At 33.9% G+C, this 20,865-nt stretch carries 21 protein-coding genes and 1 pseudogene; 14 read left to right on the top strand and 8 right to left on the bottom strand.

Going from position 1 to position 20,865, the window contains the following annotated elements; genetic code table 11:
* Nucleotides 1-51: 51 nt before the first annotated feature.
* The gene (locus KI230_RS13135) at nucleotides 52-942 is read right to left on the bottom strand and encodes a fructose bisphosphate aldolase (protein WP_001031409.1); all 891 of its coding nucleotides are present in this window, start codon (nucleotides 940-942) and stop codon (nucleotides 52-54) included.
* Nucleotides 943-1,064: 122 nt separating this feature from the next.
* Nucleotides 1,065-1,481, bottom strand: coding sequence for a hypothetical protein (locus tag KI230_RS13130; RefSeq protein ID WP_045178200.1), 417 nt, complete (start codon nucleotides 1,479-1,481; stop codon nucleotides 1,065-1,067).
* Nucleotides 1,482-1,738: 257 nt separating this feature from the next.
* On the opposite strand from KI230_RS13130, the gene KI230_RS13125 reads away from it, so the two are divergent.
* Entirely contained in the window at nucleotides 1,739-3,076 is a 1,338-nt protein-coding gene (locus tag KI230_RS13125) for an aspartate aminotransferase family protein (protein ID WP_000030050.1), read from the top strand.
* A 79-nt stretch (nucleotides 3,077-3,155) separates the two neighbouring features.
* On the opposite strand, the gene KI230_RS13120 is transcribed toward KI230_RS13125, so the two are convergent.
* Nucleotides 3,156-4,604: an APC family permease gene (locus tag KI230_RS13120; protein WP_000534428.1), complete on the bottom strand. Its 1,449-nt coding sequence runs from the start codon at nucleotides 4,602-4,604 to the stop codon at nucleotides 3,156-3,158.
* Between the two features lie 686 nt (nucleotides 4,605-5,290).
* Here KI230_RS13120 and KI230_RS13115 point away from each other — a divergent pair.
* Nucleotides 5,291-6,250, top strand: coding sequence for an L-lactate dehydrogenase (locus KI230_RS13115; RefSeq protein ID WP_000846637.1), 960 nt, complete (start codon nucleotides 5,291-5,293; stop codon nucleotides 6,248-6,250).
* Between the two features lie 277 nt (nucleotides 6,251-6,527).
* Nucleotides 6,528-7,232: an acetolactate decarboxylase gene (budA, locus tag KI230_RS13110; RefSeq protein WP_000186125.1), complete on the top strand. Its 705-nt coding sequence runs from the start codon at nucleotides 6,528-6,530 to the stop codon at nucleotides 7,230-7,232.
* A gap of 85 nt (nucleotides 7,233-7,317) precedes the next feature.
* Here the strand turns inward: budA and KI230_RS13105 are convergent, their stop codons facing one another.
* Nucleotides 7,318-8,178 carry an oxidoreductase gene (locus KI230_RS13105; RefSeq protein WP_000953569.1) on the bottom strand — a complete coding sequence of 287 codons (861 nt, stop codon included), beginning with the start codon at nucleotides 8,176-8,178 and terminating at the stop codon, nucleotides 7,318-7,320.
* Between the two features lie 72 nt (nucleotides 8,179-8,250).
* Here KI230_RS13105 and panB point away from each other — a divergent pair, with 72 nt between their 5' ends.
* The 4 genes from panB to sasK all read left to right on the top strand — a co-directional run bounded on the left by panB (nucleotide 8,251) and on the right by sasK (nucleotide 11,270).
* Entirely contained in the window at nucleotides 8,251-9,069 is an 819-nt protein-coding gene (gene panB, locus KI230_RS13100) for a 3-methyl-2-oxobutanoate hydroxymethyltransferase (protein WP_000860047.1), read from the top strand.
* On the top strand, nucleotides 9,062-9,913 hold the full coding sequence (panC, locus tag KI230_RS13095) for a pantoate--beta-alanine ligase (protein WP_000163742.1): 852 nt from the start codon (nucleotides 9,062-9,064) through the stop codon (nucleotides 9,911-9,913). The genes panB and panC overlap by 8 nt, the downstream gene beginning before the upstream one ends.
* A gap of 1 nt (nucleotide 9,914) precedes the next feature.
* Nucleotides 9,915-10,298 (top strand): aspartate 1-decarboxylase, encoded by a 384-nt coding sequence (gene panD, locus KI230_RS13090; protein WP_000621533.1) that lies wholly within the window; start codon nucleotides 9,915-9,917, stop codon nucleotides 10,296-10,298.
* 336 nt (nucleotides 10,299-10,634) lie between these two features.
* Nucleotides 10,635-11,270 carry an LPXTG-anchored surface protein SasK gene (gene sasK / locus KI230_RS13085; protein WP_045178198.1) on the top strand — a complete coding sequence of 212 codons (636 nt, stop codon included), beginning with the start codon at nucleotides 10,635-10,637 and terminating at the stop codon, nucleotides 11,268-11,270.
* 97 nt (nucleotides 11,271-11,367) lie between these two features.
* Here the strand turns inward: sasK and KI230_RS13080 are convergent.
* Both KI230_RS13080 and KI230_RS13075 read right to left on the bottom strand, forming a co-directional pair.
* A pseudogene (locus tag KI230_RS13080) lies at nucleotides 11,368-12,411 on the bottom strand (CocE/NonD family hydrolase); the annotation flags it as partial.
* A 98-nt stretch (nucleotides 12,412-12,509) separates the two neighbouring features.
* Complete coding sequence (locus tag KI230_RS13075) at nucleotides 12,510-12,959, bottom strand: VOC family protein (protein WP_000125708.1); 450 nt, start codon at nucleotides 12,957-12,959, stop codon at nucleotides 12,510-12,512.
* Between the two features lie 353 nt (nucleotides 12,960-13,312).
* On the opposite strand from KI230_RS13075, the gene KI230_RS13070 reads away from it, so the two are divergent.
* Nucleotides 13,313-14,035, top strand: coding sequence for an epoxyqueuosine reductase QueH (locus tag KI230_RS13070; RefSeq protein ID WP_000606210.1), 723 nt, complete (start codon nucleotides 13,313-13,315; stop codon nucleotides 14,033-14,035).
* Between the two features lie 185 nt (nucleotides 14,036-14,220).
* Here the strand turns inward: KI230_RS13070 and KI230_RS13065 are convergent, their stop codons facing one another.
* Nucleotides 14,221-14,496 carry a hypothetical protein gene (locus tag KI230_RS13065; RefSeq protein WP_029549944.1) on the bottom strand — a complete coding sequence of 92 codons (276 nt, stop codon included), beginning with the start codon at nucleotides 14,494-14,496 and terminating at the stop codon, nucleotides 14,221-14,223.
* Between the two features lie 154 nt (nucleotides 14,497-14,650).
* Complete coding sequence (locus KI230_RS13060) at nucleotides 14,651-15,715, bottom strand: quinone-dependent dihydroorotate dehydrogenase (protein ID WP_045178195.1); 1,065 nt, start codon at nucleotides 15,713-15,715, stop codon at nucleotides 14,651-14,653.
* A gap of 217 nt (nucleotides 15,716-15,932) precedes the next feature.
* Here KI230_RS13060 and KI230_RS13055 point away from each other — a divergent pair, with 217 nt between their 5' ends.
* From KI230_RS13055 to KI230_RS13030, 6 genes are all read left to right on the top strand, one after another.
* Nucleotides 15,933-16,799: a fructosamine kinase family protein gene (locus KI230_RS13055; RefSeq protein ID WP_045178193.1), complete on the top strand. Its 867-nt coding sequence runs from the start codon at nucleotides 15,933-15,935 to the stop codon at nucleotides 16,797-16,799.
* 341 nt (nucleotides 16,800-17,140) lie between these two features.
* Nucleotides 17,141-17,419, top strand: coding sequence for a TIGR04197 family type VII secretion effector (locus KI230_RS13050; protein ID WP_000987949.1), 279 nt, complete (start codon nucleotides 17,141-17,143; stop codon nucleotides 17,417-17,419).
* A gap of 14 nt (nucleotides 17,420-17,433) precedes the next feature.
* Nucleotides 17,434-17,802, top strand: a complete 369-nt coding sequence (locus tag KI230_RS13045) for a hypothetical protein (protein ID WP_000066356.1) — start codon at nucleotides 17,434-17,436, stop codon at nucleotides 17,800-17,802.
* Nucleotides 17,790-18,086, top strand: coding sequence for a DUF4176 domain-containing protein (locus KI230_RS13040; protein ID WP_000447709.1), 297 nt, complete (start codon nucleotides 17,790-17,792; stop codon nucleotides 18,084-18,086). Before KI230_RS13045 ends, KI230_RS13040 begins: the two co-directional genes overlap by 13 nt.
* 294 nt (nucleotides 18,087-18,380) lie before the next feature.
* The gene (locus tag KI230_RS13035; protein ID WP_045178190.1) at nucleotides 18,381-19,487 is read left to right on the top strand and encodes an NAD(P)/FAD-dependent oxidoreductase; all 1,107 of its coding nucleotides are present in this window, start codon (nucleotides 18,381-18,383) and stop codon (nucleotides 19,485-19,487) included.
* Complete coding sequence (locus tag KI230_RS13030; protein ID WP_000895191.1) at nucleotides 19,481-20,821, top strand: nucleoside recognition domain-containing protein; 1,341 nt, start codon at nucleotides 19,481-19,483, stop codon at nucleotides 20,819-20,821. Before KI230_RS13035 ends, KI230_RS13030 begins: the two co-directional genes overlap by 7 nt.
* Nucleotides 20,822-20,865 lie beyond the last annotated feature (44 nt).

Here is a 20,865-nt window from a genome sequence, read left to right as displayed (position 1 = left end):
GTATGAGTCCTTTTTAGTAGTTTATATCAAAAAATACGTTTAATGCATAAATTAGTTTTTGTTTACAGAAGCATCGTAAATTGATTCTACAGCATCACCTAAAGCTTTATCGAATTCTTCTTTAGATTGATCAGCTCTTAAATCACTAGCTAATGCACGTGAGAAACTTGCGATAAGTTCATCGTTATCTTTAAGTAATTCATTTGCTTTTTCTCTGCTGTAACCACCTGATAATACAACGACACGAACAACATTAGGATGTTCAGCTAACTCTTTGTATAAGTTTGGTTCAGTAGGAATTGTTAATTTCAACATTACTAATTGATCAGCATTTAAGCTATCTAAACCTTTTTTAAGTTCAGCTTTTAATACTTTTTCAATTTCAGCTTTATCTTTTGCATTAATATTAACTTCTGGTTCGATAATTGGAACTAAACCTTTAGCAATAATTTGTTTAGCAACTTCAAATTGTTGTTCAACAACGTCTTTGATACCTTGCTCATTTAATTCTAAAATGTTAGAACGCATTTTTGTACCAAAAATGTGACGTTCGTTTGCACGGTCTAATAAACTGTCTAAGTTGTCGATTGGTTTCATTAATTGAACACCATTTTGCTCTTCAGCAAGACCTTTGTCTACTTTTAAGAACGGAACAACACCTTTATCAGCTAAGTAATCTGCAGTGTATTTGCCTTCTACTTCGCGATCCATTGTTTGTTCGAAAAGAATAGCACCCAAAATTTTATCTGGTGAGAATGAAGGTGAAGTTACCACACGTGTACGCATATCGTGAACAAGTTGGAACATTTCGTCTTCATTGCTATATTGATCTTCGTTTACACCATATTCTTTAAGTGCTTTTGGTGTACTACCACCACTTTGGTCTAATGCGGCAATAAAGCCTTTTCCATTTTTCATTTTTTCTAATTGCTCTTTATTCATACTTTCCACTCCTTAACTTTTCAATACACCTCCAGTATGATAAAAATGAGAACATTTCTCAAGTCATAAACCTTGAAAAGTGTATAAAATGTGAAAAATAATTGTCAGTTTAATTAAAAATATTATTTTATTCTAGGTATGACTAACGCTATTAATGACATAAAGAAAATATGTGTAATAATCCAACCGATTAATTCTGTCACACTAAATTGAAAAATTGGACGTTGCGCAATAAATACTAAAAAGGGATACAATGCTATAAATAAGAAAAATAAAGGGATATAACATAGATAGTAAAGCCATTTAGAAGTATGAAACAGCAACACAAATACAAAATAAATGACGCTACCAATTAGTAAGTGACATATTATTTCTAGAATATATGGTGTATTGTCAGAAGGAATTAGAAAATCTAAATTCAATAATAAAGCTTTTAAATGTGATTGATTGCTTATTAAGTCAAACAACATGGTCATCCATAGCAACATGAATGATATGAAAATAGCAGCAATGAAATGGAACAATACTTTTAAACGCATTCGTATCACCTCAGAGTCAAATGAAATATAGTAAACAATTCCCTAATCGAACAAAATTATGCGCATAAACAAAGTAGATTGATATAAAATTCTTAATTATCAGAATATATTTACAAATCTGAATTTTATTAGTATATTGGATAGTATTCATAGAGGCATGACGGTATTTGAGCAGGATTTTAAATCGGATTTTATAATCGATTTAAGAGAGGCCACTTTGCTTGCATATTAATACTGTCAATGGGAGGGGAATGTATATGAGTAAAGCACATCAATTAATTCAAGAGGATGAACATTATTTTGCGAAATCAGGACGTATTAAATATTATCCGTTAGCGATTGATCATGGATATGGAGCAACATTGGTTGATATTGAGGGGAAGACATATATCGATTTGTTATCGAGTGCGAGTTCTCAAAACGTAGGTCATGCACCTAGAGAAGTAACAGAAGCGATAAAGGCACAAGTTGATAAATTTATTCATTATACACCAGCATATATGTATCATGAACCGTTGGTACGTTTAGCTAAGAAGCTTTGTGAGATTGCACCTGGAGATTTTGAAAAAAGAGTGACTTTCGGATTAACCGGATCAGACGCAAATGATGGCATCATTAAATTTGCCAGAGCATATACAGGGCGCCCTTATATCATTAGTTTCACTAATGCATATCATGGTTCAACTTTTGGCTCGTTGTCTATGTCAGCTATTAGTTTAAATATGCGCAAACATTATGGTCCATTATTGAATGGTTTTTATCATATTCCGTTTCCAGATAAATATCGTGGTATGTACGAGCAGCCGCAAGCTAATTCAGTAGAAGAATATTTAGCACCCTTAAAAGAAATGTTTGCGAAATATGTACCTGCTGACGAAGTAGCATGTATTGTTATTGAAACGATACAAGGCGATGGTGGACTTTTAGAACCAGTTCCAGGGTATTTTGAAGCGTTAGAAAAGATTTGTCGTGAACATGGTATTTTAATCGCTGTCGATGATATTCAACAAGGTTTTGGGCGAACAGGTACATGGAGTTCAGTCTCGCATTTTAATTTTACGCCTGATTTAATCACTTTTGGAAAATCCTTAGCAGGTGGTATGCCTATGTCAGCAATTGTTGGACGCAAAGAGATTATGAATTGTTTAGAAGCGCCAGCACATTTATTTACAACAGGTGCTAATCCAGTTAGTTGTGAAGCTGCATTAGCCACAATTCAAATGATTGAAGATCAGTCGCTTCTTCAGGCTAGTGCGGAAAAAGGGGAATATGTTAGGAAACGAATGGATCAATGGGTATCTAAATACAATAGTGTAGGCGATGTTAGAGGTAAAGGTCTGAGCATTGGTATTGATATTGTTTCCGACAAAAAATTCAAAACACGTGATGCCAGTGCGGCACTTAAAATTTGTAATTACTGCTTTGAGCATGGCGTAGTTATTATAGCTGTAGCAGGAAATGTGTTGCGATTCCAACCGCCATTGGTGATAACATATGAGCAATTAGACACGGCGTTAAACACTATAGAAGATGCACTGACTGCTTTGGAAGCAGGTAACTTAGATCAATATGACATATCTGGACAAGGTTGGTAATAGCGATTATCTTAATATAAAATAAAAAATCATTTCCACATCTGGATGTTAATCAGATGGGAAATGATTTTTTTGATTTTTATTTTGGTGGGTGGTATTCAGCTACGTCATTTTTCTTAGAATGTCTAAGTCCATAACTTAAATATAGAATGATACCAACAATAAACCAAATTAAAGTGTATAATTTCGCTTCGAATCCTAATCCCCAGAATACTAGCAATACTAAAACAAATGTAACTGCTGGTAACACAGGATATAAAGGTAATTTAAATGCAGGAATTGGTAGATCTTTACCTTCACGCTTTCTCAAACGATACATTGCTAATGAAACGAACATAAATGCAACAAGTGTACCTGCTGAAATTAATTGTGCTAAAAATGCGAATGGGAACATAGAACCAATTAAAACACCAATAATAGTAAGTATAACTAGTGCGCGATTAGGTAAATGTTTGTCGTTTAAATGGCTTAACCATGAAGGTAATAAGCCGTCACGTCCAAATGAATAAAGTAAACGTGAGCCTGCTAACATCATACCAATTAATGCTGTAAACATACCGATAACAGAGATAGCTTGAACAATAGCTGCTACAACACCATGACCACTTTGACGTAAAGCCCAACCAACAGGTTCAGCATTGTTTGCGTATTGTGAGTAATGGAACATACCAACTAACACAAGTGCTACAGCAATAAATAATACGATAGCAACACTTAAAGAACCAAGAATACCTCTAGGCATTGTCTTTTGAGGGTCAAGTGCTTCTGCTGAGTTTGCTGCGATAGAATCGAAACCGATATACGCTAAGAAAATCATTGAAACACCAGCATATATGCCTTGCCATCCACCAAAGTCACCTGTAGCAGTTACTTTGTGTTCTGGAATAAATGGCACATAGTTACTAACATTTATTGCTGTTAAACCTACGATTACAAATAAAATAATAGCTAATACTTTTAAAATAACTAAAATGTTTTCCATACGTGCTGCTTCTGACATACCACGTGATAGTAATAATGCAGTTAATAAAATAACGATAGCAGCAATAATATCGATAAAACCGCCATTCGTACCAAATGGATTTGATAATGCTGCAGGTAATTCGATGCCAATTGGTTTCACAAGTCCGCGTAAATTCGCTGAGAATCCTGATGCAACAAAGGCTACGGCGATAAAATATTCAGCTAATAGAGCCCAACCGGCAACCCATCCAAAAAATTCACCAAATAATACATTGACCCAAGAATAGGCTGAACCTGCAAATGGCATAGCGGCAGCCATTTCTGCATAAGTAAATGCAACTAAACCAGCAACAATAGCAGCGAGTAAGAATGATAACGCAACGGCCGGTCCTGCATGTTCTGCAGCAACAATGCCAGGTAGCGTAAAGATAGATGTCGATACAATTGTTCCTACACCTAAAGCTAAGAAATCACGCACCCGAAGTGTACGCTTTAAATGACCATCTTTATTTTGATAGATAGCCGGATCCTCTTTTCGTGCTATTTTATTGAAAAAACTTCCCATAAACTTTCCTCCCAAACATTCATAAACAATTCTATACGGTGTTTTTTAATATGTTATATCATAGCACAAATAATCAATATTTTGTCTAAAAATTCTGAAAAATCACAACTTTATGTTACGTATTAATGACTTGTCTTGATAACATCCATAGATTTTTTAAATGATAAAACTGATTATAACAGATATTAAATGAATAAGTACTATTTTTTGCTAATTTTCTAACAATTTTGCGCATTATATTTTTAAAATCAATTTCATGTTTATGTCTGATTGGTTAGTTTGTATGAAATGTAATTTTTTGACTATAAAAAGATGCATCAAATATGATGAGGGTAAGGCGGAAAATAGGAGGTTATATAGTAAGTCATTTAAATCGGATAGCCATCCTTTTTAAAATGAAAAAAATAGAAAGCTCAATAGTTTGTTAAAGCCTTTAAATAGCGTCATTACGCAATTTTAGAATGCTAAAAATTGTCACAAATTTCAAATTACGTGCTAAAGCTTGAGATATCAATATTTATTGGCGTTAGAGTGTAATTTGACTCCGCTTACATCTCAGTTTTATGTTTGTAATTTGGTAGCATAATATTATAATAAAATAAAATTGTTAATCTTTAATTTCAGTATAGATATTTTTACGTGTAGTCACGTGTAAAATAAATTCAATTAGGTTAGGAGACATAATTATGAAAACATTTGGTAAAAAGGTTGTATTAATCGGAGATGGATCTGTAGGATCAAGCTATGCCTTTGCAATGGTTACGCAAGGTGTTGCTGATGAATTTGTAATTATTGACATTGCAAAAGACAAAGTAAAAGCAGATGTTCAAGATTTAAACCATGGTACAGTCCACAGTCCTTCACCAGTTGATGTGAAAGCAGGTGAATACGAAGACTGTAAAGATGCAGATTTAGTTGTTATTACAGCTGGTGCACCTCAAAAGCCAGGTGAAACACGTTTACAATTAGTTGAAAAAAATACTAAGATTATGAAGAGCATTGTTAAGAGTGTAATGGATAGCGGCTTTGATGGATATTTCTTAATCGCGGCAAACCCTGTAGACATTTTAACAAGATTTGTAAAAGAATATACTGGATTGCCAGCAGAGCGTGTTATCGGTTCAGGTACTGTATTGGACAGTGCACGTTTACAATATTTAATTAGCCAAGAACTTGGTGTTGCACCTTCAAGTGTTGACGCTAGTATTATTGGTGAGCATGGTGATACTGAACTTGCAGTTTGGTCACAAGCAAATGTAGCAGGTATTTCAGTATATGACACATTAAAAGAACAAACTGGTAGCGAAGCTAAAGCGGAAGAAATTTATGTAAATACACGTGACGCTGCTTATGAAATTATCCAAGCTAAAGGGTCAACATACTATGGTATTGCATTAGCATTGATGCGCATTTCAAAAGCCATTTTAAATAATGAAAATAATGTCTTAAATGTTTCTATACAATTAGATGGTCAATATGGTGGTCACAAAGGCGTTTACCTAGGTGTACCAACATTAGTTAACCAACATGGCGCAGTTAAAATTTATGAAATGCCATTAAGTGCCGAAGAACAAGCGTTGTTCGATAAATCTGTTAAAACATTAGAAGATACATTTGATTCAATTAAATATTTATTAGAAGACTAAGCCTATTTTAAGTATTAATTAGAAATATATTAATGGTAAGAGGATCTATTAGTGTTGCAGTAACATGTGGCACTGATAGGTCCATTTTTTTAGCAAGCATTGATAGAGGCAAAACTTTTGCGTAAAATAATAATTGAATAAAGTATTATGACTCGTGAAAATTTAGTGACATGAATCGAAATGCCGAGGCGTCATTGAGTATAAAGGAAAGTAGTTCTGCATTAAGCACGAAGTAGAGCATGACAACGAGGAATAACTATAGGGAGATGGTTTTGGAATGACGAATGTCTTGTATCAACATGGTACATTAGGTACGTTAATGGCTGGCTTACTAGAAGGAACAGCTACAATTAATGAATTGTTAGAACATGGAAATTTAGGGATTGCAACGTTAACAGGGTCTGATGGCGAAGTAATATTTTTAGACGGGAAGGCATATCATGCTAACGAGCATAAAGAATTTATAGAATTAAAAGGCGATGAGAAAGTACCGTATGCATCGATTACTAATTTTAAAGCGAGTAAGACATTTTCATTGCAACAATTATCACAAGATGATGTATTCGCACAAATTAAAAATGAAATGTTAAGTGAGAATTTATTTTCGGCTGTTAAAATTTATGGCACATTTAAACATATGCATGTACGAATGATGCCTGCTCAGCAACCGCCATATACACGTTTGATTGATTCAGCACGCAGACAACCTGAGGAAAAAAGACAAGATATTCGTGGTGCCATTGTTGGATTTTTTACACCAGAATTATTTCATGGCGTAGGGTCTGCTGGTTTTCATATACATTTTGCGGATGATGAAAGAGCTTATGGTGGACATGTTCTTGACTTTGAAGTGGATGACGTTGTCGTTGAGATACAAAACTTTGAAACATTCCAACAACATTTCCCGGTAAATAACGAGACGTTTGTTAAAGCGAAAATAGACTATAAAGATGTGGCAGAAGAAATTAGAGAAGCTGAATAGTCTAATATAATTAAAAGACCTTAGCGATATTAGGAACAGGTGGTTCTAAATGCATCGTTAAGGTCTTTTTATATTATATATGTGCTTACATATTTTGTTGATACGCGCGTAAAAAGCTATAAATAGTATCAAGATATGGGGTGTCAAGATTGTGTTCACGTGCACGGCGATAAATAAAGCCTTGAATCGCTTCGACTTCAAGAGGTTGCTGATGCACAATGTCGTAATACATGCTCGTTCCCATTTCGTCGGGATAACCTTGATATATAGTCATAATAGTATCGACAGTTTGTTCTGAAAAGTTTAACCCCTCTGCCTGTGCAACACGACAACCATCTAGTAATAGCTGTCTACACAGTGTACGTATTTCAGGATTATGCATGATTGCAACTGTCTGTCTACCGAGTGCTGTGATAGAATTAATGCCCAAGTTAACTAACAATTTATACCAAATAGCTTGTTGAATATTTGCTTCTAATACAATGTCGATTTGACTGTCTTGGACCAAATCTCTAAATTGTCGAGTTAATGCATTATCTTGTATACGTAATTGATAATCTCTGAAGTGCGTAACAACATCGCCTTTCTTTTGACCACTTATATAGACAACTGCTTGGCATACGTTTTTAAATGAAATATGTTCGAGTTGACCATAACCATTTTGGGCTAAAATGATGAGCGTGTCCTCATGTGCAAGATGAGTTAAATGAGGAATAACTGCATCAAGTTGATGTGTTTTGACTGCAATAATAATAACATCAAATGTGTTTGTGACATCTTCATAACCTTTCACAACAATATCTTGTGCAGGTGCATGTGGTACAGTATAATATGTTATTGTTTTGGCGTGTCTCCCGATAAGCGTTGTATGAGGCAATGATTGTTGTAATTCATAGGCAATAGTTGTACCGACAGCGCCTGGGCCTATAATCGCAACTGATAACATCTTCTTCTTTCCTTTCTATAAAAGATTCATTATACTATTTCTAATAATACTGCAAAAAGAGGTTGAATAACATTGAAAACAGTAAGTCAATTAATAGATATGAAACAAAAGCAAACTAAAATTTCTATGGTAACAGCTTATGATTTTCCAAGTGCTAAACAAGTGGAAGCAGCGGGTATTGATATGATTCTTGTTGGGGATTCACTTGGTATGACTGTATTAGGTTATGAAAGTACCGTACAAGTGACGTTAGCAGATATGATTCATCACGGTCGTGCAGTAAGAAGAGGCGCACCAAATACATTTGTAGTTGTTGATATGCCGATTGGTGCAGTAGGCATCTCTATGACACAAGACTTAAATCATGCTCTAAAGCTTTATCAGGAGACGAATGCAAATGCAATTAAAGCAGAAGGAGCGCATATTACACCATTTATTGAAAAAGCAACGGCAATTGGTATTCCTGTTGTTGCACATTTAGGATTAACACCTCAAAGTGTTGGCGTTATGGGGTATAAATTACAAGGTGCAACGAAAGAAGCAGCGGAGCAACTTATTTTAGATGCGAAAAATGTAGAACAAGCTGGTGCAGTTGCGTTAGTACTTGAAGCAATTCCAAATGATTTAGCAGAAGAAATTAGCAAGCACTTAACAATTCCAGTCATTGGTATTGGTGCAGGAAAAGGTACAGATGGTCAAGTATTGGTTTATCACGATATGTTAAATTATGGTGTTGAACATAAAGCGAAATTTGTGAAGCAATTTGCTGATTTTAGTGTTGGTGTGGACGGTTTAAAACAATACGATCAAGAAGTTAAATCTGGTGCATTTCCATCAGAAGAATATACGTATAAAAAGAAAATTATGAATGAGGTTAATAACAATGACTAAGCTGATTACTACGGTAAAAGAGATGCAACACATTGTTAAAGCAGCCAAACGCTCAGGAACAACGATTGGTTTTATCCCAACAATGGGTGCCTTACATGATGGACATTTAACGATGGTACGCGAATCAGTTAGTACAAATGATATTACAGTTGTGAGTGTATTTGTTAATCCATTACAATTTGGTCCAAACGAAGATTTCGATGCTTATCCGAGACAAATTGATAAAGATTTAGAATTAGTATCAGAAGTAGGGGCGGACATTGTTTTTCATCCTGCAGTAGAAGATATGTATCCAGGTGAATTAGGTATTGATGTCAAAGTAGGTCCATTAGCTGATGTGTTAGAAGGAGCGAAGCGTCCAGGGCATTTTGATGGGGTGGTAACAGTAGTTAATAAGCTATTTAATATTGTTATGCCGGATTATGCTTATTTTGGTAAAAAAGATGCCCAGCAATTGGCTATTGTCGAGCAAATGGTAAAAGACTTCAATCATGCCGTTGAAATTATTGGTATTGATATCGTTCGAGAAGCAGATGGTTTGGCGAAAAGTTCAAGAAATGTTTATTTAACAGAGCAAGAACGACAAGAAGCGGTACATTTAAGTAAAAGTTTGCTATTAGCACAAGCGTTGTATCAAGACGGTGAACGTCAAAGTAAAGTAATTATAGACAGGGTTACTGAATATCTTGAATCACATATAAGTGGACGCATTGAAGAAGTTGCTGTTTATAGTTATCCTCAATTAGTAGAACAACACGAAATAACTGGACGCATATTTATCTCGTTAGCTGTTAAATTTTCAAAAGCGCGTTTAATAGATAATATAATAATTGGAGCTGAATAAAGTGATAAGAACAATGATGAATGCTAAAATTCATAGAGCAAGAGTGACTGAGTCAAATTTAAATTATGTAGGTAGCATTACGATTGATTCAGATATATTGGAAGCGGTAGACATCTTGCCAAATGAAAAAGTAGCCATCGTGAATAATAATAATGGTGCACGTTTTGAAACATACGTAATAGCTGGTGAAAGAGGTAGTGGTAAAATTTGTTTAAACGGTGCAGCATCAAGACTTGTTGAAGTAGGCGATGTAGTCATAATCATGACTTATGCACAGTTGAATGAAGAAGAAATTCAAAACCATGCACCTAAAGTAGCAGTAATGAATGAAGACAATGTCATTATTGAAATGATTCATGAAAAAGAAAATACGATAGTGTTATAAAATAGTATAAGTTAGAAACCTCTAGTAGATAACAATGTAGTTATCCATTAGGGGTTTTTATTTTTATGCCAATTGGGTTAGCGTAATAGAAATAAAGGTATTATCGTTGCAATTTTATCAGTGTTAAATGATGGACATATTTATAAAGAAATAGTTTTGTGAATTGATTATCTAAAACAGTATTCAGAATTTATTTGGTAGAAAATAGAATTCTTAACTTAACGAGATAAGTTAATGACATGTTGTTTAGTTTCGTGAAGTAAAAATATTGAATTGATAGCAATTATATAATAAAATTATACAAAATAGAATGATGGTCTGAAGAAGGTGGATATGATGAAAAAAGTTATAAGTTTATTTGTTGCAATTTTATCAGTGTTGATTTTTACGGATAATGCGAACGCCGAAAATAACAAGCCTGAAGGTGTGAATGAAAACAGCAATTTAATACCAGTTAGACAACCGGATGCAAATTATCCTGGGCCAGTTAGTGACATAGCACGTGTGAAAAAACTTGATAATTTAATAGATGGCACGAAAGATCCAGATGTTATCAAGCAGTTGAAAGATGATAATGAGGTGCAGAATAATGCGGTAAAGGCAAAAAAATCTGGAATAGTATCGGATTGTAGACATTTACTAAAACATCCAGATAATTTAATGGATGGCACGAAAGATCCAAAAGTTATCAAGCAGTTGAAAAACGCAAATGTAACATCGAATAATGGTGCTGTAAATCCAAGTGTTAAAGCAAATGATACTCACACAAAAAGTAATAAACAAATGGCTAAACAACAAAGTATTCATTTGGATAGCAAGAGCAAGTCAGTACATAAGCAACAATTGAAAGAATTGCCAAAAACAGGAGTAAACAACGGAAGTAATACAGCAATAATGGCTTTATTTAGTGGTTTAATATTGCTTGTAGTAAGTTTAGTGACAAGATTTATAAAATTAAATAGCCATCAATAATAAAAAGGGCCACACCTTGGTTTAAGATTCCAAGAGTGTGGCCTTCTCTTCTATCACTATGTCACTTTTAATCAAAAGCGACCGTAATTGCTGCATATCAATTAACGATAGGAATGATTAATTGTGAATCATATTTACCACCAGTATAAATCATGTGCATGCCTTTATTTACGGTTTCTTCATGTTCATAACGCGTTTTCATGCCAGGGGTACTATTACCAATTACAATTTCACTACCTTTTACAACAACTTCCAATGTTTCGCCTTGTTTAAATAGCGTGCCTGAAGGTAACAATTCGATTTCAACAGGTACAATCTCATCTTGTGACAACTTTAATTCTGTTTCATGTTTATGCCAAGGTTGCGCGATTGTGGATTTTTCTTGATCTAATTCACGATGTGATACGCGTAACCAACCAGTAGCTACTTGACCATTTTCAATATGATTAAAATCAGGGAAGTTAACTTCATTACCACGACGATCTAACTTTTTAATACCTGCAAATAAATCCATATCGTCTGAGTCTGTAGTGCTTACCCATAGTTTTAAGTTCATGTTTCCAACTAACTCAGTATCTTTGTCAAACGTATATTTAAAACTTACATCTTGTCGTTTATCTTCAGAGTCATATTGTGCGACATGCGCGCTACTAATCTTTGCATGATTCAATGTGTGATTTTCAGCATTCAAATACAATGGTGTATATTCTGTGTTAGGTAAAGGGAACGCTGACGCTGATTTGAATTCGCCTTTATAAAATTGATCTCTAACTTCATAAATGACATGAGGCGTATCTTTCCAATCGCTATTTTCTTCTTTAAGGTAAAAATCAAAGAATGATTTTTGGCGTTCGAGATTTTCTCTAGCGTAGTAACTTTCCCATTCTTTACGTCCATGCACATATAGCCATTTTTCTTCAGATGCAGCTTGTTTAAATCCTTCAAAAGAGCCACGGTTGTGCAAACCTTGTGTAGACCAACTGGCACATGTTAGTAGAGGTGTTTTAATTTGTGATAATGGCACTTGACGCTGTTTCCAAAAATCATCGAACAGAGGGTGTTCTTGTTGTGCTTGAATCAAATCTTCGATATTTGGATTATCTGTCCATCTCGCAAAAATACCTTGAGTCCAGAAACGATAATTAAAAATATACAATAAAATAAGGCAAGCCATGAATCGAGAGTGGCTTGCCTTGCTAAATAACCTAAGCTTATTAAATGATATCTTTATCAATAACATTATTGCTGGATTGCAGTATAGTCTTGACCATGTAACATCCAACGAACACCGTATTTATCGGTAAAGACACCCATTTTGCCACCCCAGAATTGGTCAGCAAACGGTAATTCTATTTCAATTGAAGAATGATCTTTAATTTGCTCATAGAATGCTTCAACTTTATCAGCATCTTCCTTATTGTTAACATCATAATCAATTAATAATGATATGCCATTATTAATTTTGTCAGCGCGACCAAAAGAATCAGAACATAGCACTTTTACGCCAAGCACTTCAAACTCAGCATGCATAGTTGCTTCTTGCGCTTCTTCCTTAGTCATGCCAAAATGTGACGCTTGTTCTTCGCCAACTTCTAAACGTTTAACGTCAGTTGCACCAAATACTTCTTCGTAATATGCAAGGGCTTCTTTTGAATTTTCAAAAGCGATATAAGGGAATAATGCTGTCATATAAAACACCTCAATGTATTATTTTTATTACTAACACCATGTTACATTAAAAAATGGCAAAAGTATAACTTTTACGATGAATTGAAGTCAATCTTTTGTAAAATACACGATAAATTGTAAGATGAAATTGATTTAAATGAAGTAAACATATATATGACATACAAAAAATGAAAATGACACAGAGACGTATGTGTTGTTTAGTGTTTTAAAATTCAAGTTTAAAAATGCTTTTAGATACATAAGGGACTTTCGAAATATAAATGCATTAAAATGAATTTCTAACTTTTTTTGACTGACATTTAATATGAATCATATATAATAGAAGTTAATGATTAAATGTGGGAGGTTAAATCATGATTAATGCTGAACCTATTATCAGTAAAATGAAAAATCAAAAAATTAATTATGACAAGGTGTTGAAGAAATTAATCGGGCAGTGGGAAAGAGAAGCAATCAGACCTAAAATCTTATTGCATAGTTGTTGTGCACCTTGTAGTACATATACATTAGAGTTTTTAACACAATATGCAGACATTGCAATTTATTTCGCGAATTCAAATATTCATCCGAAAAATGAATATTTACGACGTGCTAAAGTGCAAGAACAATTTGTGGAAGATTTTAATCGCAAGACTGGTGCGAATGTGAAGTATATTGAAGCACCTTATGAACCGCATAAGTTTGTGAAAATGGTGAAGGATAAAGAATTAGCTGATGAAAAAGAAGGCGGCTTACGTTGTACCGCTTGTTTTGAAATGCGTTTGGATATTGTAGCGAAAGCAGCTGTAGAACATGGCTATGATTATTTTGGCAGTGCAATCACATTATCACCTAAAAAGAACGCACAATTAATCAATGAACTTGGTATGGATGTCCAAAAAATATACGATGTGAACTATTTGCCAAGTGATTTTAAGAAAAGTAAAGGTTATGAGCGTTCCATAGAAATGTGTAATGACTATAATATCTTTAGGCAGTGTTATTGTGGATGTGTCTTTGCAGCGATGCAACAAGGTATTGATTTTAAAACAGTTAATAAAGAAGCGAAAGCATTTTTAGAACAATATCCAGATTAATCATTGGAAATGAGATAAAAGGCAGGCTCGTATACATGCCATATCCCATTAAAAATTATCAAATAGAAACCCGAGATTTTAGTGAAATGAATCATACTAAAATCTCGGGTTATTTATATAATCGTAAATATTGTAGCTATAATGAATAACTGGATCCTGAGACATAAAACAATGTCTCACTCTAATTACATCATTTTATGAACAAATCTTATAATTGCTAAAATGACAATGACAAGTGTTGAAATAAGTGAAAACACTTTAAACTTTTTGTAGTCATTTTTCGTTTCATTTTCTCCTGTTTTCATCATTTCACGTAGCTCTTGCTCAATTTCTAAATCAAGATCTGTTTTACGATAACCATTCAAACCTTGACGTTCATCTTCTTCAGTTTGATTTTGTTGCTGTGTGTCTTTGTTGTCAGAAGTCGCTACTGTTTTTTTATTATCTGTTTCTTTAGTCATAACAAACGCCTCCGTTATAAAACGCTATATTTAATGATATGTGATATTTAAGCCATTATTTTGAAAAATGGTGATAAATATATCTTCTTGAGTTATATCATAATTTTAATAAGACGATTCAGCAAGTTTTAAAGTATTATTTGACTATGTTGGATTAGGCATCTAGTCCTATAATATCACTGACATTGTCAAAATGATGATCTTTTAAGTAACGTGCGATGCCTTTGTTCATTTTCTTAGTTAAACCTGGGCCTTCAATAACAAGTGATGAATAAATTTGAATAAGTGACGCACCGTGACGCATCATTTTGATTGCATCTTCAGTACTGAATACGCCGCCTGTACCTATAATTAAAAATTCACCATTTGTTTGCTGATAAGCATACTTAATCAATTTTAAATTACGTTCAAATAATGGACGACCACTCAAACCGCCTTCTTCGACTTTATTAGCAGAAGTTAAACCATCTCGTTGTCGCGTTGTGTTTGCTAAGATGATACCGTCAAATGTCTCAGTAATCGCTGGTAATAGTGCTTTTAAGCCATCGAAATCCATATCAGACGTTAGTTTTAAATAAATTGGCACTGTTACATCATGTTGTTTTTTAAATGCTGTTAAAGCTTGGCATAACATTGAAAATTCATCTTTATCATGGAAGTTTTGAAGATTTTCAGTATTTGGAGAACTGATGTTGACTGTGAAAAATGAAACGTCGTGTTTAAACGTATCAATAACCTTTATATAATCTTGATAACGCGCTTCATAAGGTGTCATTTTATTCACACCAACATTGATACCAACAGGTACTTGATAAGCATTTTTACGCAAATGACTTAGTGCTTTGTTCATACCAATATTATTGAAGCCCATTCGATTTATCAAGGCGTCATCTTCTAATAATCTAAACATGCGTGGTTGAGGGTTACCCGGTTGAGGTTTAGGTGTGATACCACCTAATTCTAAAGCACCGAATCCAAGGTGTTCCAATGCTTTTGGTACTTCGCAAGATTTGTCGAAACCAGCTGCTAAGCCAATTGGATTGTCGTACGTATTACCTTGTATCGCTTGTGATAACGTTGGATTCTTATAAGTAAATAGTTTATCGACGACTGGGAATAAAACCGGAAACTTTTGTAACGTTTTTAATGCATCGATAGTTAGTCCGTGTGCTTTTTCGGGTTCGATTTTGAATAAGAAAGGTTTAATTAATTTGTACATGAGTATGCTCCTATTTCATTATATTTGAGGCTTACTATCCTCAACTTAATATATGTGAAATATATTCTTTTAATAGACTAGCATTTCCCTACATAATTTCCTAGTTAAAACTAAAAAGTTTTGAAAATTGACGCAAGTTTGAATAACGTTTTTAAGATTAAATCATCCTAATTAGGCAATATTATAGTATAAAGTAAGTAGATTGGAAGGTGTTTGTATGAATGAACAATGGTTAGAGCATTTACCTTTAAAAGATATTAAAGAGATTTCACCAGTGAGTGGTGGTGATGTAAACGAAGCATATCGAGTCGAAACAGATACGGATACATTTTTCTTACTTGTCCAACGTGGACGTAAAGAATCATTTTATGCTGCAGAAATTGCAGGTTTAAATGAATTTGAACGTGCAGGTATCACGGCACCTAGAGTAATTGCAAGTGGCGAGGTTAACGGTGATGCGTATTTAGTGATGACGTATTTAGAAGAAGGGGCTTCAGGGAGTCAACGCCAATTAGGGCAACTCGTAGCTCAATTACACAGTCAGCAACAAGAAGAAGGCAAATTTGGCTTCTCATTACCTTATGAAGGTGGCGATATTTCTTTTGATAATCATTGGCAAGACGATTGGTGTAACATTTTTGTCGACAAGCGCTTGGACCATTTGAAAGATGAGTTGCTAAATAGAGGGCTATGGGATGCCAACGATATCAAAGTATATGACAAAGTGCGACGTCAAATTGTGGCGGAATTAGAAAAGCATCAAAGTAAACCGTCTTTATTACATGGTGACCTATGGGGTGGTAATTATATGTTTTTAAAAGATGGACGTCCTGCATTATTTGATCCAGCACCATTATATGGTGACAGAGAATTCGATATCGGTATTACAACGGTATTTGGTGGTTTTACGAGCGAATTTTATGATGCGTATAATAAACATTATCCACTCGCAAAAGGTGCATCCTATAGACTTGAATTTTATCGTTTATATTTATTGATGGTCCATTTATTGAAATTTGGTGAAATGTACCGTGATAGTGTTGCGCATTCTATGGATAAGATTTTACAAGATACAACAAGTTAGTTAAGACGTTAGATTGAGATAAATAGATAATATGCACAGATATTTTTACAATGAGAAGCGATACAGCTGCCTCAATAAAAATATTTGTGCTTTTTTATTGTTGGAAAATAAAATTTTAATCGCTATTGTTAATTTCTGTAATGTAAAACAAGGTTGAGTTGCAATAAAAGTGATTTTATAACTTTTTGTTCAATAAAATTCTAGGAATGATACATATTTATTGATACAATAATTTTGAATATAATCATAAAACAATATTTAAGTATAATTGAATGTTTGAATATCATATATTGATACAGTTTCTAATAATTTTAAAATAATTTAAATGGAGAGAGGTGTAAATGATGAGTACAGTTCAAAGTGATATTTTTAAGACCAATAGTGCATCATCATCTATTAAAAGCGCTGTTGAAACATGTAATAATGTGTCGAAACCGGATAAAGATGAAAGTACAACAGTAAGTGGAAATAATAATGCTCATAGTGTGATAGATGATTTGATGAGTAAGAATCAATCTGTTGCTGAAGCAATACGAACTGCGAGCGATAATATACAAAAAGTTGGTGAGGCTTTTGACCAAACTGACGTAATGATTGGTAATGAAATTGGTAAAAATTAAAACGTGGTGAAATGATGTCGAATAAACTGGATGAAATCAATAAAATAATCACAGCGAAACATAAGCAAATGGATGACTTATATGATGAAAAGCGAGAGGTTAAAGCATTGATAGATGAAAGTGATGCGCTTAATCATTCGATAGATCAATTATATCAACATTTAGGTGAGCGTTATTATAGTAGCAATATGGCTAGTCGTATGGAACAGTTCCGCGATGAATTTCATTTTGCGAAACGACGTTCAACGGAAGCGTTATACGAGCAGCAACAGCAAATTCAACATGGCATTCGTAAAGCAGAAGAAGAGATGATTGACTTGGAAATGCGAAGGAATGTTGAAATTGAGACGGTGACAAAGGAGGAAAATAAATGGAAACAATAGGAAGCATTATTTATTTAAAAGAAGGTTCGCAAAAGCTAATGATTATTAATAGAGGACCAATTGTAGAAATTGAAAATCAAAAGTATATGTTTGACTATTCTGCATGTAAATATCCGATTGGTGTTGTGGAAGATGAAATTTATTATTTTAACGAGGAAAATATAGATTCAGTTATTTTTAAAGGTTATTCTGATCAAGATGAGGTTAGATTTCAAGAGTTGTTTGAAAATATGAAACAAAATTTGGATAGTGAAATACAACGTGGAGAAGTTACACCCCAATAAATTTTGTAAAAATATGATTTCTGTCTCACCGCCAAAATGTTATCTCCAAGTACTGAGGCTGGATGATACCATGAAATGTCATTCATAATCATTTGAACTAACCGTAGCATCTTTAAATTTAATAAAAAAGACACATACCAACTTCCGAAATGTAGATGAATCCTCTACAATAGCGGAAGTTTTTCTTTTAATATTGAAATTTCTCAAGGATAGGTCTATACTTTATAAATCGTAATTATTACGATTTATAACCAAAAACAATAACTTGAAATAGATCATTGAGGGAGTGTTAATATGCAACATCATAAAGTGGCTATTATCGGTGCCGGTGCTGCAGGTATAGGTATGGCCATTACCTTAAAAGATTTCGGTATAACAGATGTCATTATTTTAGAAAAAGGAACAGTAGGACATTCATTTAAACATTGGCCGAAATCGACCCTTACGATTACGCCATCATTTACGTCTAATGGATTTGGCATGCCTGATATGAATGCAATTTCCATGGATACTTCACCAGCATTTACATTTAATGAAGAACATATTTCCGGAGAAACATATGCTGAATATTTACAAGTGGTTGCCAACCATTACGAGCTGACTATCTTTGAAAATACAGTTGTCACAAATATATCTGTAGATGATGCATTTTATACGATTGCAACGACAACAGAGACATATCACGCGGATTATATCTTTGTCGCAACAGGTGATTATAATTTCCCTAAAAAGCCATTTAAATATGGTATTCATTATAGTGAAATTGAAGACTTTGATAACTTTAATAAGGGGCAATATGTGGTTATCGGAGGTAATGAAAGTGGCTTTGATGCTGCATATCAACTTGCAAAAAATGGCTCTGACATCGCACTTTATACTAGCACAACCGGTTTAAATGATCCGGATGCTGATCCTAGTGTTAGATTGTCACCTTATACACGTCAGCGACTAGGTAATGTCATTAAGCAAGGTGCTCGCATCGAAATGAATGTACATTATACAGTTAAAGATATTGATTTTAACAATGGACAGTATCATATCAGTTTTGATAGCGGACAAAGTGTGCATACGCCTCATGAACCAATACTAGCAACTGGCTTTGATGCAACAAAAAATCCAATCGTTCAACAATTATTTGCGACAACAAATCAAGATATTAAATTAACAACACATGATGAATCGACACGTTATCCGAATATTTTTATGATTGGTGCGACAGTTGAAAATGATAATGCCAAATTATGCTATATCTATAAATTTAGAGCGCGATTTGCAGTACTTGCACATCTTTTAACACAGCGGGAAGGCTTACCAGCTAAACAAGATGTCATTGAAAATTATCAAAAAAATCAAATGTATTTAGATGATTATTCATGTTGTGAAGTGTCATGCACATGTTAGAAGTGAAATATGATATGAGAACTGGGCATTATACGCCCATACCTAATGAACCTCATTATTTGGTTATTAGTCATGCGGATAAACTTACCGCAACAGAAAAAGCGAAATTAAGATTATTAATCATAAAACAGAAATTAGATATTTCATTGGCAGAAAGTGTAGTTTCTTCGCCTATAGCGAGTGAACATGTGATAGAACAATTGACACTATTTCAACATGAGCGACGACATTTAAGACCTAAAATAAGTGCGACATTTTTAGCCTGGTTGTTGATATTTTTAATGTTTGCATTACCAATCGGTATCGCTTATCAATTTTCAGATTGGTTTCAAAATCAGTATGTATCAGCATGGATAGAATATTTAACTCAAACAACATTGCTCAATCACGATATATTACAGCATATATTATTTGGTGATTATGGTGTGCTATCACTTGGAACATATTCGCTCGTATGGGCATTGCCGGTTGTAATATTGATTAGTTTATCAACTGCTATAATTGATCAAACAGGATTCAAATCATGGATGATATGGGCAATTGAACCATCAATGTTACGGATAGGATTACAAGGTAATGATATCGTGCCACTATTAGAAGGGTTTGGATGTAATGCAGCAGCTATTTCACAAGCAGCACACCAATGCCATACCTGCACGAAGACACAGTGTATGAGTTTAATAAGCTTTGGTAGTTCTTGTAGTTATCAAATAGGTGCGACATTATCTATTTTTAGTGTAGCTGGAAAGTCATGGCTATTTATGCCGTACTTAATATTAGTACTTTTAGGTGGCATCTTACATAATAGGATATGGTTGAAAAAGAATGATCAACAACTTAGCGTTCCGCTACCTTATGATAGGCAATTACATATGCCAAATATACGTCAAATGTTGCTACAAATGTGGCAAAATATACAAATGTTTATCGTTCAAGCGCTACCTATTTTTATCACAATCTGTCTTATTGTTAGTATTTTATCACTAACGCCAATTTTGAATGTTTTATCACAAATATTTACACCTATATTATCGTTATTAGGCATCTCGTCAGAATTGTCACCAGGGATTTTATTTTCAATGATTCGAAAAGACGGCATGCTCTTGTTTAATTTGCATCAGGGCGCCTTATTACAAGGAATGACAGCAACACAGTTACTACTACTTGTGTTTTTTAGTTCAACATTTACAGCGTGCTCGGTCACAATGACGATGCTTTTGAAACATTTAGGTGGTCAGTCAGCACTAAAATTAATTGGAAAGCAAATGGTGACATCATTGTCTTTAGTTATTGGTGTAGGCATCATTGTTAAAATAGTAATGCTGATTATTTAAAAAAATGAACTATAACTGAATATAGAGTCATGTCAGTCAATAGG

Origin of the sequence: Staphylococcus sp. MZ3 (assembly GCF_018622755.1) — a bacterium.
Taxonomy (GTDB): Bacteria; Bacillota; Bacilli; order Staphylococcales; family Staphylococcaceae; genus Staphylococcus; species Staphylococcus aureus.
Note: the sequence above shows the minus strand (reverse complement) of the source record. Positions and strands in the feature narration are given on the sequence as shown.